Raw genomic sequence first — 23,039 nt, forward strand, 5'->3', positions numbered from 1 at the left:
GAGACAACACCCCCTTGGTTACAGCTGGACTCATTGCGGCCTCCGGTTACGTTAGCCTGTGCCTCCTGGCACAGGCTTCGGCACATGTTCTGATGGTCTGGCGCTGCGGCGGCAGTCCGCCGTCGCCGTTCAACCCGGCCGCCGCCGTCGGGCTCTTTGCCGGCAGGATCGATTGGATCGCCCGGCTGCCTCAAGGGTGCAGTGTCGGGACAGTCGATGTCTGGTGGCTGCTCGGCCCGGCGCTGTCCTTGATGGCCGCGCTCGCCGTCGGGGCGCTGGTGCTTTGGCGGAGGTGGAAACAGTCCGGCGCGTGGCTCCGCCAGGACATCCTGAACCGCGAAGGCGTCGCCAAACGGGCCGAGATCCTGCAGGATTTCGGAGCCAAGGCGGTCCGACGGCGAGGCAAATTCACCCGCCCGGGTCTGGCCAAACCCCGGATCCAGGACGTCGCGTGGACTTTGGGCCGCTCCCGCGGCGTGACCATCCACGTCTCGACCGAGGAGTCGATGGTAATCCAGGGAGCGCCGCGCTCAGGCAAAGGGCTCTATGTGGTGATCAATGCGATTCTCGATGCGCCCGGTGCCGTTGTCACGACCTCCACACGAGCTGACAACTTGGTGGTCACGATGAATGCGCGTGCTGGTGGCGGCAGGCCGGTGACCGTTTTCGATCCGCAAGGCATGTCCGGGCTGCCTTCGACGCTTCGCTGGTCACCGGTGCGGGGTTGCCAGGATCCGGACGTGGCCAACCGTCGTGCGCTGGTCATCACAGCGGATACCGAGATGAAAGGTGAGAATGCTGCGTGGCAGAAGCGCTCGCTGATTATCCTGCAATGCCTCCTGCACGCCGCTGCCCTATCCGGGGAAGGCGTCCGGGCGTTCCGTCGATGGTCGTCGAGCCCTGTTTTGGCGCGCGAGGCAATGGAGGTGCTCAGCGGGCCCGAAGCTGCGCTGGGCTGGCAGGCCGACCTGATGGGAATCCTGGAGGACGACCCCCGGAACACGTCCAATTCCTGGATCGGTGTTTCGGCTGCCGTGGCGCCGTTGTCATCGCCGAAGGTGTTGGCCGCCTTGGATCCCCGGGATGAATCAGAGGAATTTGACCCCAAGACGTTCATCCGTGACCGCGGCACGCTGTATCTGATCGGCACCCGGGCCGGTGCTGCTGCGGCGGGACCGTATCTTTCGGCGCTTATTGACGATATCGACAACGCCGCCCGGGAAATGGCCTTCGTCGCGCCCGGAGGAAGACTGGATCCGCCCTTGTCGCTGATCCTGGACGAGATTGCCAACCTGGCTCCATGGCCGGGCCTGCCCATTGCACTCTCTGACGGTGGAGGCATCGGCATTTCCACCCTTGTGGTCCTGCAGTCACTCTCTCAAGCGAGGACGGGCTGGTCCATCGATGAGGCCGCAACCATCTGGGATTCAGCCATCATCAAAGTGATCTTCGGCGGGGGCTCCGACGAACGCGATCTCCGCTCGCTCGCCGGTCTACTGGGGGAGCGAAGCCTGACGCTGAACACCCGCTCATGGTCCGCACAAGGCCGCCAGGACGGCGAACAGATCAGGGAGAGCCCAGTCTTACCACTCCATGAGATCAGACGGTTACCGGCGGGCACAGCGCTCATGCTGGGCCGGCGGACGCGCCCCATCCTCTTGGACCTGCGTGAATGGCATAGGCGCAAGGACGCCGCGGAACTCGGCCGATCCAAGGCCGAACTCGAGCAAGTCTTGGCGGCAGGCCATCGGGTTCGACAGCAAATCGCCGAAGGGGCAAACGATGGACAGCCGTGATGACCTTGAGCGCTTTGAAATACCCTCAGCCGGGACCGATGACGACGAACTGACTGCCGAGCTTTTCCGCGCCGCGTTCCGGCCACCTGGACGGGCCTCCGGAGGGACACTGCGCTGGCGAGAGTTGACGACGACACAGGCGGAAAGGGTCTGGACCTCCCTGGCGACATGGGTGAGGTGGTTTGTCGCCACGTACCAGCTCACGACGTCGGTGGTCCCGGACTGCTGGTGGCGTCACTCCGAGATCGTGGCCGAGCTCTACGCCCTTCAGCAGGCGGAGAAGGCGTCGTTTTCCGCTGACGATTCCGGTTTCGGGCCGCTCGCCTTTCACGAAAGGCTGCCGCACGCCGTCGAGCGCTTGCGGATCCTTACCCGGACGGTGGGCTGTGTCGGCTTGCAAACGCACAAGGAACCCGTCCCTCGAATCCTTCCCGTTGATGCCCCGGAGTTCCAGGAATGGCGGAACACCCATCACCAGTTCGGGGCTGAGTCCTGAAGTCATGCTGTCCGTTCACCTGAGGACATGAACAGATATCCGCGTCTGCGGATCCCAAGAGGCATGGAGGTGGCCGTCGTGGCTCCCAGAGGTGAGGGCGCTTCGTCTTTAGAGCGCCGAGTTCCTGTGTCCGGCCTGGCCGAGATCGGAACGCCACGGCTTTCCCCGGAGGAACGCATCACGGCCCTGACAGATGGCCTTCACGCGATCCTCGAAAAGGCCGTTGAGTCGCCATCGCACTGGCAGGTGCTTCTGGACGCTTCGGCCACCTTGTGGAGGTACTCCGGTGGCAACGTTGCCCTACTGATGATGCAGATGGCACAGCGGGGTACCGAGGAACCCACACTTGTGGCCGGTTTCAGAGAATGGGAGCGCCACGGACGAGCAGTGCTGAAGGGCGAACACGCGCTCTGGGTGATCGCTCCGCGCACGGCCCGGATGCAGGAGTTCATGCTGCCGGATGGGACACGGCAGAGGACCCGCGTCGGCGGCAAGCTTCCGCAAGGCGCAGTGGATAACGGAAAAAAGACGGTCATCACGGGGTGGCGGGGGCAAGCGGTCTTCGACGTCTCGCAAACACAAGGGACACCGCTGCTGGTACCAAAGAACCAATCCGGGCCCGGGGCTGCTGGCTCGGTTCTGTTCGAATCTCTCGAGGGAGTTGCACGGGAGCACGGCTTCGAAGTCCGCGTAGACCATGCCCAGTACGGGCTCACCAGTGGTTACACGGACTTCGCAAAGCACCTTGTCCAAGTGGGCGCCTGGTTGAACCCTGAGGAACGCACCGCCGTGCTCGCCCACGAGCTCGGACATGTGCTGCTGCACGGCCCGGACGACGCCGTCGGGAGGCTTTACGGCAGCAGCGCGGATCACCGGGGGCTGGCTGAGGTCGAGGCGGAGTCGGTTGCCTATACAGTCCTGCGGGCGCACGGGATTGACCGTGGGCCTCAGTCCGCTTCGTATCTGGCCGGCTGGGCGGACGCCGTTATCGAAACGGAGAACGGAGCGTCGGCACAGAGTGCGGGTAACAAGCTGCCGGTAACGCGCGTGGACATTGCAAAGTCAGTCCTTGGAAGAGTGACGGCAGCAACCAAGGGAATCCTCGAACTCACTCGTCCACCAGGGTTCGGAGGCAAAGTTCCCGCAGCCGAGGCCGATCCGCATCCAGAACAAGCTGTGTCATACGTCGATAAGGGACTGCCTGCACCGTCGGTCGATGGACCAACGATCGCCGGCCCCGGCGTTTAGCTTCAACTATCTGTTCGGCGGGAGAGGCTCGCTGGCATCTGAAAGGAAAAACAATGAGCACCAAAATCCCGGTCAGCATCGCCGGCAACCTCGTTGCTGCACCCGAGCTCACTATTGGCGAGTCCGGCGTGGCGCACGCGAAACTGCGCGTCGCCGTCAATCAACGAATCCAGGGAGCGGATGGAACGTGGCAGGACGGTGAACCCGTCTTCCACAATGTCTCGGCATTCCGCGCGCTCGCCGAGAACGCTGCAACGTCGCTTAAGAGGGGCGACGCTGTAACAGTTTCAGGCGAGCTGGAGTTCCGCTCCTACGAGAAGGACGGTGAACGGCGCGAGGCCCGCCGGATCGTCGCTGACACGATCGGACCGGATCTCCGTTTCGGGACAGCCGTTTACCAGCGGTCGTCGCACGTGGCGGCCACAGGGCCGGACGCTGAGGTTCAGGCTGGACCGGAAGTGTCGGCTGCCACGGAGACCACCGCGCCCGCGTACAGCATCGCTACGAAGGGCCCAGTGGTGGCGCCCCCTTTCGGAGCGGCCGCGGGGAATGAAATGGGGTACTGAGAACGGCGCATCTCCCTCCCGCAACAGGACAGGAGTCGGGTCGGGCCCCATTGGATATAGGCCAACTTGGACACAGGCGCCGGCGCCGACAGCACTTTCGGGAGAAGCCGGATGCAGACGCTGCTGAGGATCAAGTCCTAGATCATCTCGGCAGCGCTTCAAGTTCACAACCTGGGCCTGCGCGGAGTTGTATTCTGTTTGACGATCCGGCGGGTCCGGCCAGCACCATGCTGGGTATGCGCTCCCGCTCTAAGCCATGGGGGCAATATGCAGCAAGGGTGGTACGCCCACGTCCAAAATCCGGGGGCAGTCGCTTTCTTCAACGGCAGCGCTTGGGGGCCAGTGGTTGATGGTTACGCGTTGGCCCCTGAAATCCAGAGAACCATTACGCCCTTGCAGCCCGGACATCCGGGACCAAAGGCCCCGTTTGAATCAATTCCGGTCAAGGGCCGTCGCATATCGAAACCTGGAGCCGGGTGGTACTGGGGTGTAGCAGGCGGAGCCCTACTTATCCTTTTCGGTCTGCTTCGTGGCTTTTCCAACGTGGGGTCCTACTGCGGCGCCCCCTTCAGGAAGAGCAACGTTGCCGATTACATGGACGCGATGGCCCAAGACAGTGGCCTGCGCGGCACGGAATACGCGGCCGACTGTCGGGCGAACATTGCCGATGCCACCACGTTGACCTGGACCCTCATCCTGCTGGGGGTCGTTGTGGTGCTAGGCAGTGTCATCATCATGGCGGTCATTCGTGCAGGTCAAGCAAATCGGGCAACTACCCCGGCGGTCCCAACGATCGCAGCGCAAATTGAGGACCTAGCGCGTCTCAGAGACAAAGGCCTTGTGACGCCAGAAGAGTTCGAGTGGAAGCGGCAGGAACTGTTGCGTCGCAATTAGGCGGACGGCACGCAGGTAATGCCGGCCGACCTTCCGGCCGGCATTACCCCCTCAGGTCGGCAAGCCCGGCGCTGTCCCACAGCGCGAGTCGTGAACTGCACGCCGCGGCATCCCGAACTAAGCTATTGATGCAGCAGGCTGGTCTGCAGTAGAGCTATCAACGCATATTTGGGGAGCACCGATACATCAATGAAGGCTGATTCGCCCCACTGGAAGGTGATGGGCCCGCCGGCGACGCCGGAGGAGGCCGCGGCGCTTGAGGCATTCCGCGAGGTTCTGCCCGACGATGGGCGTACGACTGCATGGGTCAACCTGACCTTCATCGACACTAATAACCGCACTGCCGAGGTCGACGTCCTGTTGCTAACTCCGGTCGGATTCTTCTGCGTTGAGCTCAAGGGCTGGCACGGAACTATCACCGGCGACTCCCAACGGTGGTATCAGCCTGGAAAGACCCACGCGAACCCGTTCTTAGTGACGGACCGCAAGGGTAAGCGCCTCGCATCGCTGCTCAAGTCATATGCGTCTAGCCCTCACATGGAACGAAGCGTCCCGTGGGTCAACGCGCTTGTCGTACTGCACGGCCAGGGGTCCACGTTCGCCGTTGATGCCTCCGGCCGTGCCGGCGTAGTCAAGCTTGACGGATACACGGTCACCTCCAAGCCTCCTTTGCAGAGCTTGAGCGAGTTCCTGGCGACGCCGCCATCAAACCCGAAGGATCTCATCGATCCGCAGCGCGCCCAGCTCGTAAGGCACTTGTGCGACAAAGCGGCCTTCCGTCCGACTCCGAAAACCCGGATGGTCGGCGATTACGCAGTTGCTGATTCCGACCCGGTCGCGGAGGGCGTTGATTGGCAGGATGTGGTTGTTACGCACCCGAACCTGCCCAGGATCAAGCAGCGGCTGCGCCTTTACGACGTACCTCCGAAGGCGTCCGCGTCCGAGCGCAAGCGGATCGAGCAGCTTGCACAGCGCGAATATCAGCTCACCTTTGGTATCCGTCATGAGGGCATTGCCGTACCCCAGCAGTTCCTGGTGACCGACGACGGTCCCGCCCTGGTCTTTGAGTACCAAGACGCAGAACGGTCGCTCGATGCATTCCTCGACGATGAGGACGCGACACTCACGTTGGACGACCGGGTTGCGATGGTCGAGCAGCTCGGCGATATTCTCCGGTTCGCGCACAATCGCCATCTGTTCCACCGCGCCCTATCGCCGCAGCGGGTTTGGGTGCGGCCTTCGTCCAACGGTCCCCGTCTTGAGGTGCGCGACTGGTACTCGGCGCAGAAGGACCGTGCAACGGCCACGTCAACGAGCTGGACTGTCATCAGCCGCGGAGTGACCGACTTGCTCGGCGTCGCAGGCGCTGAAGATCTGGTATGGCTCGCACCCGAGGCGCGCCAGTCGGTCACTGACGTGCCAGGCGCTCCCTTGGATGTCTTCGGATTTGGAGCATTGGCATTCTTGGTTCTGACCGGCAAGGCGCCTGCGACGACGATTGTTGAGGTCCAGGAGCTGCAGCAGCAAGCCGGGTGCTTCGATCCCCGGACAGTAACCGCGGCCCTGCCAGACACGCTCTCTGAAGTTGTGGGCGATCTTACTTCCGTCGATGAGGAGGCACGTCCCGCTTCCATGGAGGACGCGCTGGAACTGGTCCGGATTGCCTGGGCAGAAGTGCGCCGACCTGACGACCAAGCCCCGCCCGAGGAGATCGAAGACCCGCTCGATGCCCAGACCGGCGACATGATCGGGGAACGATTCCTCGTGGCCGGTCGCCGCGGTGAAGGCTCGTCGGGCATTGCTCTTGCTGTGCTTGATGACGCAGCAGGCGACGACAGGGAGTTCATCCTCAAGGTCGCCCGTGACGATGCGGCTGGACGGAGGCTCGACGCTGAGGCCGAAATACTGGGCGGGCTCGAGCACCCGCGTGTCGTTCGGCTTGTCGAGAGGCTCGAGCTGGGTGGCCGTAACGTCCTGCTGATGTCCGATGCCGGCAAAGAGACCCTTGCTGCACGTCTGGTCAAGGAGGGCCAGTCAACCCTGGAGCAGTTACAGCGCTGGGGAACCGACCTGCTGGAGGCCATGGCCTACCTGGTCGACGTAAAGGGCGTGTTCCACAGGGATATCAAGCCCGCGAACCTTGGCATCGCCCCGGATCCTGGCTACCGCAAACCGCACTTGACCCTTTTCGACTTCTCGCTGGCCAGGGAGCCGCTGGAGAACATTGCCTCTGGCACACCCGGCTACCTTGACCCGTTCCTGGGCAAGGGACGCCGAAACCGTTATGACCGGGCGGCGGAGCTGTGGGCGGTTTCAGCCACGCTGTTCGAGATGGCGACGGGTGTGCTGCCCTGGTGGCCCAACGGCGGGAGTGCCCCCGTGAACGCGGCTGACCGGCCGGTGGTCGAGCCAACTTCGTTTGATCCCGCAGTTGGCGCTCCTCTCGCTGAACTGTTCCGCAAGGCACTGTCGCCGGACGTCAAAGAGCGGTTCGGCAATGTTGAGGACCTGTTGCGCGCCTGGGTTGAGGTCTTCGCAAGCCTCGCCCTCGACGTCGACGCCCGGCAGAAGGATGATGAACTCGCCTCCCGGGTAACGCTTGAGACGTCGCTGGAACAGTCGGGTCTCTCGGCCCACGCCCTGTCCGCTCTGCGTCGCCTCGACGGGATCGTGACAGTGGGGGATGTGCTGGGCGTACATCCGGTCAAGATCAACGGAATTCGCGGCTTGGGGGAGACATACCGCAAGGAAATTCAGGCGCGAATTGCCCAATGGCGAACGGGGCTGCGCCACACCGACGCTGCACCAGGCGTGGAAGTGGCTCTCGGTGTTGATCGTGTCGTCGACACCCTGATCGAAATGCTTCCAGCAGCGGACAAGCCGCTCGCCCACAGCGTCCTCGGCTTGGGAGACGGTGCCCCGTGGCCCACGGCGGCCGAAATCGCTGCCAGTTTCCAGACGACGCGCGAACGGGTCACCGGCATGCTCGACGACGCGGTCGGCGAGTGGTCGAAAGTTAAACCGTTCATTGCCGCGCGCAGCGAGCTGACCAACATCGTCGCGAACGCCGCGCGCGTCATGACTGTAGCCGAGGCCGTTGCAGCGCTTGTGACCCTCCGAGGCTCTACGCTCGACGGTGCCCAGCGAACGAGCTACGGCACGGCGTTGGTCCGGGCGATCGTCGAGTTCGATGCCCGCGACGCTGAACCGCAGCTCGTCCTTCGGCGCCGGGCGGGCGCCAAAGGTGACTTGCTGGCGTTGAACGAGGAAGCCGCCGCTTCGGAGGACGGTGGCGCAGCCCCACCCAGCGATCTGCTCACCGAGCTGGCAGGCGAGCTTGGCAGCAAGGCCGACGATCTCGTTGCCGGTGGCGTCGCCGCCGCCAGTGCGGCGATCACCGCACTCCGTGGCGTCGTCAAAGACCTCGACGGCGGTAGCCAGTGGCAGGTGACCGATGCCCGCCTCCTGCGATTGGCGGCAGCCGCGAGCCAGACGGCAGCAGTGTCGGGTTTTCAGGAACTCTACCCACGCGCACTTCCCGTCAAGGAAGCGCTCGAGCACGCAATGCGCGGCAAGCCCGGCCGCTCCATCAGCGAGACGGCGGTGCGGCGCACCCTTGGTGCGCGGTTCCCGCACCTGACCGAGCCGCCGCCAAACTCCGACCGGCTCAACACGCTTATGCGCGAGCTGTACCCCGAGCTGGTGAGCAGCAACGGCGTGTATGCGCCCAAGAGTACGGTCCTCTACAGCACGGGCACAGTCTCGCCTACGCAATTTGCTGCCACACCTGCCGCCGAGGTCACACGAAAGCTCACTGAGTCGCTTTCGAGGCATTCTGCCCTAACTCTCACTGTGGCGCCAAAGCGGTATCTTGCCACGGTGCGGGCCCTTGCTTCGCAGTTCGACATTGACGTGGTCGACGTCGCCGGGCTCGTCATCAGCTCGACCAAGGAGCAGATAGAGGAGGCGGGCGGTATTTGGAGCGGGTTGCTCGGCTATGACGCTCTGGACCGGGACAGCAAGCAGTGGAAAGCACTGGAGGGTGTTGTCCAAAAATCGGTCCAGCCCGTCTGGGAAGACTGGCTGAGCTCGAGCCGGCCGCTGTTGCTGACAAACGCAGGCCCACTCGTCCGCTATGGAATGACTTCGTTGTTGGCTACCTTGCTCGATACCGGGACGAAGAGGTCCGCTGCCCGTTGGCTTCTGGTTGCCAAGGCTGGCGACGCCCGTGCACCGCTTTTGGAGGGCCGCTCTGTACCGCTGGGCCCGAGCGGCTGGATAGACCTTCCCCGTGACATGGCCCAGCTGGCCGACGACGAGGCCACCAAGCCGCATCACACAACCCCGAGCGGAGACCACGCATGATCGACTCATCCACCCTTCTCACCGACCTTAAGGCGCAACTGCGAGCCCTGCAGGCCGACCTGAAGGAGCGGGCCGACGATGCTACCAACGTTTGGGGTGCCGCCCTACAAGAGGAGCACGCCGAAGCGCTGCGACGCGAGCGCACGGGGCTCTCCTGGACTGCATGGCGGGACAACGAAGTCGATCAAGCAGCCGTCGCTTGGATCGTTGCGACGACGTTTGTCCGGTTCTGCGAGGACAACGACCTGCTCGTCGGTGCCATCCTCGACGGGCTGCCTGTCCCGGTGGGCTGGATCGCTGGCCCCGGCGACCGGACCCGCCGTGCTCGCGAGAACCAGACCGCGTATTTTCGGGTCAACACGAGCCACCATGACCGGGACTGGCTCCAGCAATCCTTCCGGGTTCTGTCCGCTCAGCCCGCTGGAGCATCGCTCGTTGACTCCCTGCACAATCCTGTCTGGACGGCAGAGATCAGCGCCGAGGCCGCAAAAGGGCTCATCGACTTCTGGCGCCACACCAATGACGACGGCGCACTGGTCCACGACTTCAGCGACGCCGCCCTGGACACCCGGTTCCTGGGCGACCTGTACCAGGACTTGTCTGACCACGCAAAGAAGACTTACGCGCTGCTGCAGACACCGGTGTTCGTTGAGGAATTTATCCTCGACCGCACATTGACTCCCGCGATCGCCGAATTTGGCGTTGATGGGCTGAAGCTCATCGACCCCACCTGCGGATCGGGTCACTTCCTGCTAGGAGCATTCGAGCGCGTCAACCAGCAGTGGACCGTCGAGGCGCCCGGAATGGACCGCAAGCAACGTGTGCGCAAGGCGATGGACTCCATCCACGGTGTTGATCTCAACCCATTCGCCGTCGCCATCGCCCGCTTCCGACTGACGGTCGCAGGCATTTTGGCATCAGGTGAAAATTCTTTGGTTGGTATCGAGGACTGGGGATTCCATCTCGCCATCGGGGACTCCCTCCTCGGGGAGCAGGGCGTCACTGACAGTCTTTTCGGCGAAGAAACCTATGCTTATGCCACCGAGGACCTCGGTGAACACGTCGACATCCTTAAGTCCGGGCGCTACCACGTCGTCGTAGGCAATCCGCCGTACATCACTGTCAAGGACAAAGTCCTCAATCAAATCTACCGAAAGGCATACACGACGGCGGCCGGGAAATACGCGCTGTCGGTGCCATTCATGGAGCTGTTCTTCCGCCTCGCCGTCAAGGGCGGGCAGGGACAGGGTGCCGGGCACGTCGGGCAGATCACCTCGAACTCGTTCATGAAGCGGGAGTTCGGCAAGAAGGTCATCGAGGACCTCTTCGCGGGATACCATCTCGACAACCCCGTCGACCTGACCCACGTCATCGACACCTCAGGTGCCTACATCCCCGGCCACGGCACGCCCACAGTCATTCTCGTCGGGCGTCGACGCCGCCCGGTCGCGAGCAATGTTCGTGCAGTCCTTGGGGTTCGTGGTGAGCCAGGCCAGCCCGAAAATCCGTCCAAGGGCCTTGTCTGGACCGAGATCATCGAACATGTTGATAATCCCGGTTTCGATGGTACCTATGTCAGTGTCACGGATCTCCAGCGAGGTTCTTTGTCCACACACCCATGGTCCCTTTCGGGAGGCGGCGCAGGCGAGGTTTTTGCAGCGATCGAGATCCAGGGAGACGTGCGACTCCGATCAGTCCTGTCGATGGACATTGGATTCGCGAGTTTTCCCGGTAACGACGAGCCATTCTTCCTTGGCAAAGCGTGGTTTCGGCGACATGCGGACTCAGCAGCCTTCGGCAAGGAGCTCGTCGTCGGTGACGTAGTTAGGGACTGGGGAGTTCGACACGACGAGGTCGCCCTCGCCCCATACGACGCAGCTTTCAAACCGATCGTATTTGAGCCCCAGTCGCGCTGGGCCCGGCACCTGTGGTGTTACAGACGAGTTCTCGAATCTACTACTGGCTTCGAAGGCGAGACTCGCAAAGAAAGTAACCAATCCTGGTGGACCTGGTATCGATGGGTACGGGAGCGTTATCTGACGCCGCTGACCATCACCTTCGCGGAGGTAGCGACGCACAATCACTTTGTGCTCGACCGCGGTGCGAAGGTTTTCAAGCAGACGGCGCCCGTGATCAAGTTGCCGGAGGATGCGACTGAGACGCAGCACCTTGAGTTGCTAGGCATTCTCAACAGCTCCGTGGCATGTTTCTGGCTTAAGCAGGTGGCGCACAATAAGGGGTCGACGGTTGATTCTAATGGCGCCCGTCAGACCACGGTCCCTTGGGAGGACTTCTATCAGTACAACGGCACCAAGGTGGGACAGCTCCCTCTGCCGGCGGTGCTCCCAGCGAGGCGAGCAACATTGATTGACGGACTAGCACGGGCGCTCGACGCGTTGGCGCCACATGCAGTCGTTGCCGACTGGAGTGAAGGCCGTGTCCAGGGCGGGCTCTCAGCCACGCTGATTCGGGCGTACGAACAGTGGTCGATTTTGCGTGAACGTCTCGTATTCGAGCAGGAGGAGCTAGATTGGGAGGTGTACGAGCTCTATGGCCTCGTGGACGAGCCGATGACGTATGACGGTTCGTCCTTCGACGCGATCTGCGTGGGAGAGCGGGCGTTCGAAATTGCGCTGGCTCGACGCATCGAGGGGGGCGAAGAGGGAGCCGCCTGGTTCAAAAGACACGGATCTGTCCCGACGCTGCACGTGCCCGAGCAGTGGCCCGCAGCCTACCGAACGTTCGTGGAGAAGCGGCTTGCACTCATAGAGTCGACCCGGAGCATTGGTCTGCTTGAGCGTCCGGAGTACAAGCGCCGATGGGCGATTTCGCCATGGGACAAGCAGCTCCGGGAAGCGCTCGAAGCGGCGATCCTTGACCGTCTCGAGGATGCGGCGCTCTGGCATGACTATCAGGGGCCGACGACCCGCTCGGTGGCCCAGCTTGCGGATCTGTTGCGCAGCGACGAGGTTTTGCTTCAACTGGCACGAGAGCTGACGGGCAACCCTGAACCAGATCTCGCTGCGATAATCGGCATATTGGCACCCACAGAGGCCGTTCCCTACGTTGCGGCCTACCGGTACAAGCCCTCGGGCCTCGAAAAATTCCACGAGTGGCAGGCGGTCTGGGATCTGCAGCGGCGCGAGGATGCGGGGGAGATGGTTACAATCCCCGCTCCGCCGAAGTACTCGACGCTTGACTTCCAGAAAGTTGACTACTGGAAGGCCCGCGGCAAGCTCGATGTGCCCAAGGAACGCTTTGTGCTCTATCCGGGGGTCGGACGCGAGGGCGACTCAAGCTCCGTCCTGGGGTGGGCTGGCTGGAACCATCGCGACCAAGCGGTCGCGCTGGTCCGCGAGATCATGAATCAGCAGGGCCTCGGTGCGTCTGACGAAGCCATTGTGCCGTTGGTCGCCGGGCTTGTTGAGCTGGAACCGTGGCTGCACCAGTGGCATACCGAGCTCGAACCCGAGTTTGGGTCCAGCGCGGCGCAGGCGGTCACGAGCCAAATCGAGCAGTTCCTGGCCCAGCTGCAGATGACCCGCGACGATGTAAACGCGTGGCGTCCGCCCGCGGCAGCGCGAGGGCGGCGTCGTACGGCCTGAGCGGCTTCGAATTCTCAAGCCGTAGTCGATAAGAAACGATATACCTGATGAACGGAAGTCTTCACCGATGAGCACCCCCACCGCAGGCGCCTTGGCCATGATGCTGCGCGATGCAATCCACGTTCCTGAGGCTGTCCACGACGATGACTTTGTCATGCGTATCCACGAGGGCGTCCCGGCCGCAGGTCAGACTCTCAAGGATTATGTCGTCACGGAGAAGATCGCTGAGGCCTTTGATGAGGGTCTGTCCCTGGTGAAGTCTGCACTTAGTCGAGGCAATGCCAAGGGCGCGTTCATACACGGCTCGTTCGGTGCAGGTAAGTCGCACTACATGGCCGTGATGCACCTTCTGCTCACCGGGAATGCACAGGCCCGGGCCCTTGAAGGGTTGCAGGCCGTGGTGGCCGACCACGCGGATGTCTTGTCGCGGACGTTCCTGGCAGTCGACTACCACCTTATTGGAGCCGAGTCTTTCGAGAGTGCCCTGTTTTCTGGATATATCAACACCGTCAAAGCGAAACACCCTGAGGCTTCGGCCCCGGTGCTCCATCAGAGCGACTTGTTGTTCCAGAATGCCCAAGCGCTGCGGGCACAATTTGGCGACGAGGTGTTCTTCTCGAAGTTCGAGCCTGACTTCGACCCCGTACTCGGCACTCTGAGCGGGGGCGGACTGTCCCCTGCCGAGCTCGATGCCGCTGCGGATGGCGCGGCCAGCGAACGTGACCGACAAGATGTGGCCGCGAAACTCGTGGAGACCTACTTCCCGGCCTACACCTCCACCTCGGCCTGGCTGCCGATCGACCAGGGCCTCCGGATCATGACCGCTCACGCCAAAGATCTGGGCTACGACGGACTGGTCCTGTTTCTTGACGAACTGGTGCTTTGGCTGGCTAACCATCTGCGGGACTCAGCATTCATCCAGAATGAGACGTCCAAGGTGGCCAAGCTCGTCGAGACCGGATCCGGGCAGATGGCAATTCCGATGATCTCTTTTGTCGCCCGGCAGCGGGCGCTGAAGGAGTTCCTCGGGGGCGGCAACGTCGGCGCCGAGCAAGTCGCACTCGAGGACTCGTTCCAATGGTGGGAAGACCGATTCGACAAGATCACCCTCGCGGCAGCGGACCTACCAGAGATCGTCAACAAGCGTTTGCTGACGCCGGCGTCTGAGACCGGCAGGAATGCCCTTGTTGCCGCCGTTGCCCGAGTGCGGGCCAACCCCACAGACTGGAAACACCTCCTCACAGACGCCGCCGGCTCGGGCGCGGTCGATTTCGCAAAGGTGTACCCTTTCTCCCCTGCGCTTGTGGATGCCATGGTCGCGCTGTCGGCAATCATGCAGCGTGAGCGGACCGCACTGAAGATCATGAGCGAGTTGCTGTACCGCGGGCGGGATGAGCTCACCGTAGGAGATGTCATTCCCGTCGGTGACCTGTTCGACGTCGTCGTTCTTGGTGACGCGAAACCCCTAACGGACGACATGGTCAAGGTCTTCGAGGCCGCGGCTTCCTTCTATCGAGGCAAGATGCGCCCATACTTGTTGGAGAAGCATCGGGTCAGCGACGTGGAGGCCCGGACCCTCGACCGCAACCACCCGTTCCGCCGCGAGGACCGCCTCGCCAAGACGCTCCTTGTTGCGACGATCGCCCCCGCGGCTACGTCGCTGAAGGACCTGACTGCCTCCAAGCTTGCTGCACTCAACTTCGGTAGTGTCGTATCGATGTTCGGCGGCAACGTCTCCGGGCAGGTCGTGACGCTGGCCACGGAATGGCAGGGCAAGTTCTCCGAGATCACCATCGGCTCGACCGCGGACCCGCTGATCAGCCTCCAGCTGACTGGTGTGGACTTCGACGCGATCCTTGCGCACGTTACGCAGGAAGACTCCCAGGCGAACCGCCGTCGGCTTATTCGTGACACGTTCGTGGCTGAGATCGGCGCTGCGGCCACCGGTTCTTATGCGGGCGAGTACAGCATCGACCACGTTTGGCGCGGGCAGAAGCGCATGGTTGATGTCGTCTTCGGCAACGTCCGCGACAAAGCGGTCATGCCCGTGGAGACGTTGAAGGCCTCGGACGGCCGGTGGAAGCTCGCGGTGGACTTCCCATTCGACGACCTGGATGACCGTGGACCGTCAGATGACATTGAGCGCATTTACACGCTTCGCCAAGACGGCATCGTCAGCGACACCATCGCGTGGGTTCCGCACTTCCTGACCACGCAGCGGATGGAAGACGTAGGGAAGCTCGTGCAGCTCGAATACCTGCTCACAGGCGACCGGTTCGACCAGTACTCTGCCAACCTGCCGGTCAACGACCGTGAGCCGGCCCGGCGACTGCTGACGAGCCAGCGAGACTCATTGAGAAGTCAGCTTGGTGCCCTCTTGCGCCAGGCGTACGGCGTCGATTCGTCAGCAAACGACGAGAACATCGGGACAAAGCTTCCAGGGTCCAACTTCGTTACCCTGGCCGAGGGTTTCACTCCGACCCAACCCTCGGCAGCGACCCTGCGGGATACTGTCGTGGGCGTGCTGGGCTCGGCGCTGACCGCCCGGTACCCCAAGCACCCGGAGATCGAGCGCGGCTCTGAGGAAGTCCGCCGGGCCGAGCTGAACGCGGTGTTGGACCTCGCACGCAAGGCGGTGGACGGTGGTGGTCGTTTGGATAATGTTGACAGGGCCACCGGCACTCGGGTTCGCCGTGTGGTGACTGCATACGGCGTAGGAACACTGCGTGAGAGCACCTATGCGCTGGATGCACAACACTTCACCTTCTTCGACGAGTTCACTCGCGCCGCGGGCACCGGTGACGTGTCCGTCGGGACTCTGCGCGGGGTGCTCGCTGAGCGTGGAATGACGACCGACGCCATGGACCTGCTGGTCCTGACGTGGGCGAAAATCACTGACCGGGAGTGGTTCCGAGCCGGCGCCCGCACACAGGAACCGGGAATCGGTGCGCCGACCCCGGATATGCTCCTGCGCGAGCCCGTGCTGCCATCCGAGGATGAGTGGCAGATAGCCATGACCCGCGCCAAGACGGTATTCGGCGTCGGGGCCGACGAATACCACCTTTCCACTGCGTCACTTCAGCGCGTCAGTGACGGGCTTCTCGCAAAAGTGCGCCCTGCGGTGAGCACGACCGCTGAAGCAGTCGCGGAATTGACCAAGCACCGCGACACGCTCGGCTTGGACGAGACCGCCCCGCGGTGGCAATCAGACACCCGCGGCCGGGACCTTGTCGCTGTACTTGCCGCAGCCGAAGGGCCAGTGGCCAGGATCGAGGCACTCGCTCAGTTTGACCTGCCAGCCGAGCCCCAGGCAGTTGCCAGATCGATCCGCGCCTCGGGCGACGTCGTGGCCGCGCTTCGCGGTGCCAATTGGGGTCTGATCGATAAGCTGCCGACGCTGGGCGGTCAACGCGCGGCTCACGCATTGGCGCAACTTCGGGGAGTCGCGAAGCAGGCCGAACTTCACGCCTCGCTCAAGCCTGCCCTGGATGCTGCAGCTCACGAAGCGACCGAGGCCCTGGTCGAGGACCCGGACGAAATTGAGCGCCGTCAGCGGGAGGACGCGGAGCGGCGTCGGCGCGAAGAAGAAGCCCGGGAGCAGCGCGAAAACGCCGAGCAGATTGCGGCTGCGGAGCGAGCTGCCCGTGAGGTGGAGCTGCAGAAGGAGCGAGATCGGCTCGAGGCCCAGCGTCGCCAGCAGGAAGAGCGTGAGGAGGACATCGCGCGCAAGCTTGCCGAGCTGGATCAGATCCGGCTCGAGGAAGAAGAACGCAAGCGGGAACGGATGACCGAGAAGAGCCAGGTCATCGCTCGTGTGGTCGAAGTCCAGGAGATCGGGCGGAAGATCAGCGATGAGCTGGCCAACCCGGTTCAGGGCAAGAAACTGCGTGTGAGCTGGAGGTGGGAGTGAACAGCGCCGGGAACGGAGCCACCCGCACGGTCGCCGTCTCCGAGGCGCTGGTAAGGTCCCGCGCCGCCGAGCTCATCAAGAAGGGCGGCGACTCTCGCGTGCTTGTGATGCGTGCCCAGCCGCGCTGGTTCGGCGAGGACCTTACTGTTGACGGTCACCCTGTCCGGGTGGTGGAGGGCATCTCCCAGCTGGCGATCCTCGACGCTTATGCCGCCCAGACCGATGGCGAATACCTGGTGGTGCTCACTGACCGGCCACGAACCGATCTTGGCGACACCGTGCTCGCCAGGGCCTACCGCCAGCAGATCGAAGACCCGGACGAGTGGGGGAGCATCCCGGCACTGTTCGGCGGAGCGCGTGAGGTCAGCCGGGAGCTGCGACGGCTCGACTGGGCGGCCGCTGCTCTGCTTGACTACGAGCCCGCCGGCGGCTGGGCGCCGTCGACGGACCTTGCCGTGTCCGCCGAGCACGCCATCGGCAACCTGCTCGCACACCTGCTGGAGATCGACTCGGCCGAGCTGGACGGTGTCATCATCCTCACGTCACTGAGCAACGGGTCCCGTGCTTCCTGGTCTGCGGTGGATCCGGCCCTGCAGAACCACCTGATCGAGTGGGGCGAGCAGGAATACGGGGCTGCGGCCGGGTTCGCGCTGCGCACCACCGCCGTCCCCGGTGGGCTGGTCAAGCCCCTCGCCCTCGGGCTGGCCGTCGACGTGCTGTGGCCCAGCCCCGCCGGTGATCTCACTGAGGAGCAGGTTGCTGCCCGTACCAGGCTGCTCGAGCGCTACGTCGGCGGCAGGTCAATCACGCCCCTTCAGGCGCGGGAGATTGCAAACGCATCGGTATCTGCTGTGCTGCGGGTTTCGCGAGAGAGCGATCCGGAGGGAAGACTCGGCGTAGTGCTTGACCAGGCCGAGGCTCTTCTTCGCGACAACCTCGGGTGGCCGGCTGGCGCAGAGCGCTCATCCATCCTGCGCCCCGGGTTCACAGCTCGGCTTCGTCTGCTCGCCCGGGCACTGGATGAGGGTTCCGCGGTGGAGGAAGCACTGGCCGCAGTACTTGACCACCGCGAAGCAGCTCACTCTGACCGGGACGTTGCGCCGCGGATGGCTGTCCGGCTCTCCCGCTGGCTGACGACGAGTGAGCAGGAGGCGCACAGCTTCGGAGCTGACCTGCAGAGGCAGCTCGACGACGGCGCCTGGGTTGACGCTGCTCTCGGCATGTTGTGGAGCGGCTCGTCTGATGCAGAGGTAGCGGCTGCGTACGGGAGGCTGATTGCGCGGGTGCGTGCTCGGCGAAGAATGCGCGATGAGTCAGCTGCGATGCACTTGGGCGACTCGCCTGCAGAACGGTCGCTCGCGGAACTGCTGGCGAACGGGGCAGCGCTCGGAATTGAGAACGTTCTTCGCGCCGTCGTGGATCCGTGGAAATCTTTCGGCGGCGTGCTCATGGTGGTGTTGGACGGGATGAGCGCGGCAGTCGCCGTCGATCTCGCCACCGAGGTTGGGCGTTCGGGGCTCGTCGAGTGGGTCCCCGCCACCACCAAGCGCCGGCTTGCAGCTGCGGCCGCCTTGCCGTCGATGACGGGGATCTCACGCACGAGTCTGCTGTGCGGCGAGATTCGCGGCGGCAATTCAGCGATCGAGAAAGCCGGTCTGGCAGCGGCGTTCCCCGGCGCGCGGATGTTTCACAAGGGTGAGTTTCGGGCCACAGGCGGGGTCCAACTCGCGCAGAGTGTCGCATCAGCGATCGCCGACCAATCTGTTCCGGTGGTCGGCGTGGTGATTAACGCCATTGACGACGCAACGCATAAGAACGACACTGCCGGCCGGCCGTGGGCAATAGGGGATCTGGAACCGTTACGGGGGCTCCTCAATGCGGCATCGATCGCCGGACGCACGGTCGTGCTCACCTCCGACCACGGCCATGTCGTCGAGCGGCAGACCGAGATGCTTCCTACTGTGGCTGGCGGCGATGCCCGCTGGCGTCCTGCAACTTCGGGACCGATCCGGGATGGCGAGGTGCTGGTGAGCGGGCCCCGTGTCGGGCTCGAAGTTGGCGAGGCCGTGCTCCTCTGGCGAGACGACGCGCGTTACGGGCCGGCTCGGGCCGGGTATCACGGTGGCGCGTCTTTGGCGGAATTGACTGTGCCCGTGCTGGTGTACCAGCGGTCGCTGGCTCAGTCGGCGCCAGAGGGCTGGGAAGCGGCGCCTCCTCAGGCGCCTGCCTGGTGGAACGACCCGGTCATCGATGCGCCGCCAGTGCCTAAGCCTTCGGCGGCGAAGAAGACACACAAGAAGGCCGCCGCCGGTAAGACGACTCCCGCTCTGTTCGATTTCGATGAGCCGCAGGGTTCTGTCGCGGCAAAGCAGGAAGACTTCGTACGCCGAGTGCTCGCGTCGGCGGTCTACTCCGAACAGATCTCGCTTGCCGGGCGTGCAGCTGCCGGCGCCGGGCTGCTCGTGGAGACGGTGCTTCGCACCCTCGTCGACCGGGGTGGAAGGGCGCACCAGGATACGGTCGCGTCGCTCGCCGGTCTGCCCTACAACGGGATGGGACAAGGGCTGGCGGTGGTCAAACGCATCCTGAACGTGGAAGGCTACGACATCCTGTCCTACGACAGCGATGGTGAAACCCTGCGGCTCGACGTGGGCTTGCTCAAGGACCAGTTCGGAGTGGCGTGATGGCGGATGTTGCGATCAGCCCGCGGCGGCGCAGGGAGATCATCGACGCACTGCGCCGCGGCACCGTGCCGCAGCAAGGCCTGGACATCATGGCGGTTGGACTTGGCAGGTTCGAGGCCGCGATTGACGACGAGCTGGACGCAGTAAAGCATGGCGCGGCTCAGTTCAAAGCCGTCCGGGGTGAATACGGCTCCGGGAAGACATTCTTCTCCCGGTGGCTTACCGAGCGGGCCAAAAAGAAGAACTTCGTGACCGCCGAGATCCAGATCTCCGAGACCGAGACGCCGCTGTACAAGCTGGAGAAGGTCTACCGTCGGGTTGTCGAGAACCTTTCGACGCCAACGGTCTCCAGTGGCGCCTTCAGCGATGTAATTGATGGCTGGCTATATGTGCTCGGTCAGGACGTCCAGTTAGCTGGACGTCCTGACGCGGCTGACCTCGAGATTCGGACCGATGAGTTGCTCGAGAAGCGCCTCGCGTCGGTTTCGAAGGAAGCGCCGGCGTTCGCGATGGCGCTGCGCGCCTACCGCCAGATGAGTGCGAGTTCGAAGAATGCCGAAGCGGATGCCCTTCTGGCGTGGCTCGGTGGTCAGCCGCACGTTTCTGCCAGCGCCCGTCGGTCCGCTGGGGTGCGAGGCGAGCTCGACCACTTTGGCGCACTGGGTTTCCTCCAGGGGCTCCTGACCGTGCTGCGCGACTCGGACTATGCGGGGCTTGTCCTCGTCTTGGACGAGGTCGAGACACTCCAGCGCATGCGATCCGACGTGCGCGAGAAGTCGCTTAATGCACTGCGCCAGCTCATGGACGAGGTCGACAGCGGACGCTTCCCAGGTTTGTACCTCCTCATGACTGGCACGCCTGCCTTCTACGACGGCCATCAGGGCGTCCAGCGGCTGGCACCGCTCGCCCAGCGGCTGCAAACCGACTTTGGGACTGACGCACGTTTCGATAATCCGCGCGCGACGCAGATCCGCCTGCACGGCTTCACGCCTGACTCGTTGGTAGAGCTCGGCAGCCGAGTCCGTGACATCTACGCCGCGGGGACCGCGGCGGGCGAACGCATCCACGCGGTGGTCGGGGACGCCTACATTGCTGACCTGGCGGCTGCAGTCGCTGGAGAACTAGGTGGCCGGACCGGGGTGGCCCCTCGCGTTTTCCTCAAGAAGCTGGTTGCCGACGTACTGGATCGCGTTGACCAGTTCCCTGACTTCGACCCGCGCGAACACTACGAGTTAACGCTCGGCGCCTCCGAACTCACCGACGTCGAGCGGGAAGCTCAGACGCGCGGTGATCTCCGCGCTGCGTTGTCGGTCGACGACGTCGACCTAGGCTTCTAGCGTTATGACAGGCGGAACCGGGCTTGATGAAGCCATCGAGTACCACGTGGTCAACTCGCTGGGATGGCCCAATCTGCGCCCCTTACAGGCGGCCTCCGTCGATCCTGTGCGATCGGGCGCCGACTGCCTGTTGATCGCGCCTACAGCCGGTGGCAAGACTGAAGCCGCCATCTTTCCGCTGCTTTCCTCGATGGTTCGCGAGCAATGGCGCGGTTTGTCAGTCCTCTATGTGACCCCTCTACGGGCGCTGCTGAACAACCTGCACCCGCGCATCACGAAGTATGGCGATTGGCTTGGCCGCCGCGTCGGTCTGTGGCACGGGGACATCGGCGACACCGCGCGCAGGTATATCCTCGCGGACCCGCCAGACATTCTGCTGACCACACCTGAATCGCTCGAAGCGATGCTCGTCTCGCGACGCGTCGACCACGACCGCTTCTTCTCTGGGCTGCGGGCGATCGTCGTCGACGAACTGCACTCCTTCGCGGCCTCTGACCGTGGATGGCACCTGCTCGGCGTTCTGGCTCGTCTGGAACGGATAGCACGGCGCCCGATCCAAAGGGTCGGACTGTCGGCGACGGTCGGCAACCCAGAAGAAATCGGGCGGTGGCTACAAGGTGGTGAGGCCACAAGCGGAGCGGGGGAGCGCGAACTTCGTGTGGTCTCCGAGGAGACAGCGGCATCTTCGCCCGGCCCTGAAGTGCTGCTCGACTATGTCGGCTCGGTGACCAACGCGGCGAGGGTAGTCGCGGCACTCCACCGTGGTGAGAAGCGGTTGGTCTTTTGCGAGTCCCGCCGCATCAGTGAGCAGCTCGCCTTCGAACTACGCGGACTCGGGGTCGAGACGTTCGTGTCTCATTCATCGCTCTCTGCGGAAGAGAGACGTAGGTCGGAGCAAGCATTCGCCGAGACACGGAACACCGTAATCGTCGCCACCTCTACACTTGAGCTCGGGATCGACATCGGAGACCTCGACCGCGTTATCCAGATCGACGCGCCCCGAACTGTTGCCTCGTTCCTTCAGAGGCTTGGTCGAACGGGACGCCGACCCGGTACACGACGCAACACGCTGTTCCTGGCAACCAGTTCTGACGCGCTGCTGGAGACCGCAGGCCTACTCCTTTTGTGGAAACAGGGCTTCGTTGAGCCGATCACTCCGCCACCTCATCCGCGCCACCTCGCCGCTCAGCAACTTCTGGCGCTTGCGCTGCAGGAAGGCGCCTACGGGTCCAACACCTGGCGCGAGTGGTGGGGACGTCTGGGCCTGATGGACGACGGCAATGAAGTCCTCGCATATCTGCAAAGCGAAGGCTTCCTCGTCGAGGATGGCGGACTGCTGATGATCGGTCCGGCCGCCGAGAAGTCCTTCGGCCGCCGCCACTTCATGGACTTGCTCAGTTCATTCGACGCAGAGAAAGAACTACGTGTGGTGAGCGGGAACAAGGAGCTTGGGTTTATCTCACCACTCGCTCTACCGCGGGAAGGCTGGGAGAAGCTTGATGCCAAGCCCGTCCTCATGAACGGCAGGGCCTGGCATGTCGAGCATGTGAACTGGGAACGGTTCGAAGTTGTCGTTAGCCCGGTGACTCACAAGGGCGACGTCCGATGGCAAAGCGATGCAATAGCGCTGTCGTTTGAAATGATGCGAGCCCAACGTGATGTGCTTCTCGGCGCAGCGCCAAATGTTCCGCTGTCACGGCGAGCGACAGAGCGGTTGGAGCTCGTTCGCGAGACACGGCTGAATCAAGTCTCACGGGACGGACTTGTCCTCGAACGGTCGGGGCATGAAACACTCGTCTGGACCTGGGCAGGGCTCAAAGCGAACGAGACATTGCGCGCCGGGCTGGGAGGAGCGGAGGGGCAGTCGTACAACGACGTCATGGTCTTGCGGGGTGTCGAAGATGTGTCACGGCTCGCAGGGATCTCGTTCGAAGGCGTCGTACCGCGCGTCCCAGCGGAGATGGTTGAGGGTCTGAAGTTCTCGGCAGCGCTGCCAGAAGAATTGTCTCTGAAGGCGCTCTCGGAACGGTTCGCAGACCGAGCAGGTGCGGCAGTAGTTGCAGCCGAGGAAATGACACACGCGGCCAGCCGGATTGACCATTTCCCGTCTCGCGCGGACGAGCACGCGGGGGAGTGAG

11 protein-coding genes are annotated in these 23,039 nt (G+C 63.4%); all 11 read left to right on the forward strand.

Features of this window, described 5'->3' with window-relative positions:
- Positions 1-92 precede the first annotated feature (92 nt).
- Positions 93-1,796, forward strand: a complete 1,704-nt coding sequence (locus DWV11_RS03260; RefSeq protein ID WP_168404533.1) for a type IV secretory system conjugative DNA transfer family protein — start codon at positions 93-95, stop codon at positions 1,794-1,796.
- Entirely contained in the window at positions 1,783-2,292 is a 510-nt protein-coding gene (locus tag DWV11_RS03265) for a hypothetical protein (protein ID WP_115787460.1), read from the forward strand. Before DWV11_RS03260 ends, DWV11_RS03265 begins: the two co-directional genes overlap by 14 nt.
- 78 nt (positions 2,293-2,370) lie before the next feature.
- Positions 2,371-3,540, forward strand: coding sequence for an ArdC-like ssDNA-binding domain-containing protein (locus tag DWV11_RS03270; protein WP_168404535.1), 1,170 nt, complete (start codon positions 2,371-2,373; stop codon positions 3,538-3,540).
- Between the two features lie 53 nt (positions 3,541-3,593).
- Positions 3,594-4,106: a single-stranded DNA-binding protein gene (locus DWV11_RS03275; protein ID WP_115787462.1), complete on the forward strand. Its 513-nt coding sequence runs from the start codon at positions 3,594-3,596 to the stop codon at positions 4,104-4,106.
- A gap of 594 nt (positions 4,107-4,700) precedes the next feature.
- Positions 4,701-5,000: an SHOCT domain-containing protein gene (locus DWV11_RS03280; RefSeq protein WP_115787463.1), complete on the forward strand. Its 300-nt coding sequence runs from the start codon at positions 4,701-4,703 to the stop codon at positions 4,998-5,000.
- 189 nt (positions 5,001-5,189) lie between these two features.
- The gene (pglW, locus tag DWV11_RS03285) at positions 5,190-9,365 is read left to right on the forward strand and encodes a BREX system serine/threonine kinase PglW (protein WP_115787464.1); all 4,176 of its coding nucleotides are present in this window, start codon (positions 5,190-5,192) and stop codon (positions 9,363-9,365) included.
- Positions 9,362-12,970 (forward strand): BREX-2 system adenine-specific DNA-methyltransferase PglX, encoded by a 3,609-nt coding sequence (gene pglX, locus DWV11_RS03290; RefSeq protein ID WP_115787465.1) that lies wholly within the window; start codon positions 9,362-9,364, stop codon positions 12,968-12,970. The genes pglW and pglX overlap by 4 nt, the downstream gene beginning before the upstream one ends.
- A 67-nt stretch (positions 12,971-13,037) precedes the next feature.
- Positions 13,038-16,880, forward strand: coding sequence for a DUF6079 family protein (locus DWV11_RS03295; protein ID WP_115787466.1), 3,843 nt, complete (start codon positions 13,038-13,040; stop codon positions 16,878-16,880).
- Complete coding sequence (gene pglZ / locus DWV11_RS03300) at positions 16,877-19,564, forward strand: BREX-2 system phosphatase PglZ (RefSeq protein WP_115787467.1); 2,688 nt, start codon at positions 16,877-16,879, stop codon at positions 19,562-19,564. Before DWV11_RS03295 ends, pglZ begins: the two co-directional genes overlap by 4 nt.
- Complete coding sequence (gene brxD, locus DWV11_RS03305; protein WP_115787468.1) at positions 19,564-20,901, forward strand: BREX system ATP-binding protein BrxD; 1,338 nt, start codon at positions 19,564-19,566, stop codon at positions 20,899-20,901. The genes pglZ and brxD overlap by 1 nt, the downstream gene beginning before the upstream one ends.
- 4 nt (positions 20,902-20,905) lie before the next feature.
- Positions 20,906-23,038 (forward strand): DEAD/DEAH box helicase, encoded by a 2,133-nt coding sequence (locus DWV11_RS03310; RefSeq protein ID WP_115787469.1) that lies wholly within the window; start codon positions 20,906-20,908, stop codon positions 23,036-23,038.
- The last annotated feature ends 1 nt before the right edge of the window (position 23,039 follow it).

It is taken from the genome of Arthrobacter silvisoli (assembly GCF_003369445.1).
In the GTDB taxonomy this organism is placed as follows: Bacteria; Actinomycetota; Actinomycetes; order Actinomycetales; family Micrococcaceae; genus Arthrobacter; species Arthrobacter silvisoli.

Coding starts and splice junctions, on each gene's coding strand:
- DWV11_RS03260 (WP_168404533.1), top strand. CDS start 93: ATGGTCTGGCGCTGCGGCGGCAGTCCGCCGTCGCCGTTCAACCCGGCC.
- DWV11_RS03295 (WP_115787466.1), top strand. CDS start 13,038: ATGAGCACCCCCACCGCAGGCGCCTTGGCCATGATGCTGCGCGATGCA.
- brxD (WP_115787468.1), top strand. CDS start 19,564: ATGGCGGATGTTGCGATCAGCCCGCGGCGGCGCAGGGAGATCATCGAC.
- pglW (WP_115787464.1), top strand. CDS start 5,190: ATGAAGGCTGATTCGCCCCACTGGAAGGTGATGGGCCCGCCGGCGACG.
- pglX (WP_115787465.1), top strand. CDS start 9,362: ATGATCGACTCATCCACCCTTCTCACCGACCTTAAGGCGCAACTGCGA.
- DWV11_RS03265 (WP_115787460.1), top strand. CDS start 1,783: ATGGACAGCCGTGATGACCTTGAGCGCTTTGAAATACCCTCAGCCGGG.
- DWV11_RS03275 (WP_115787462.1), top strand. CDS start 3,594: ATGAGCACCAAAATCCCGGTCAGCATCGCCGGCAACCTCGTTGCTGCA.
- DWV11_RS03280 (WP_115787463.1), top strand. CDS start 4,701: ATGGACGCGATGGCCCAAGACAGTGGCCTGCGCGGCACGGAATACGCG.
- DWV11_RS03310 (WP_115787469.1), top strand. CDS start 20,906: ATGACAGGCGGAACCGGGCTTGATGAAGCCATCGAGTACCACGTGGTC.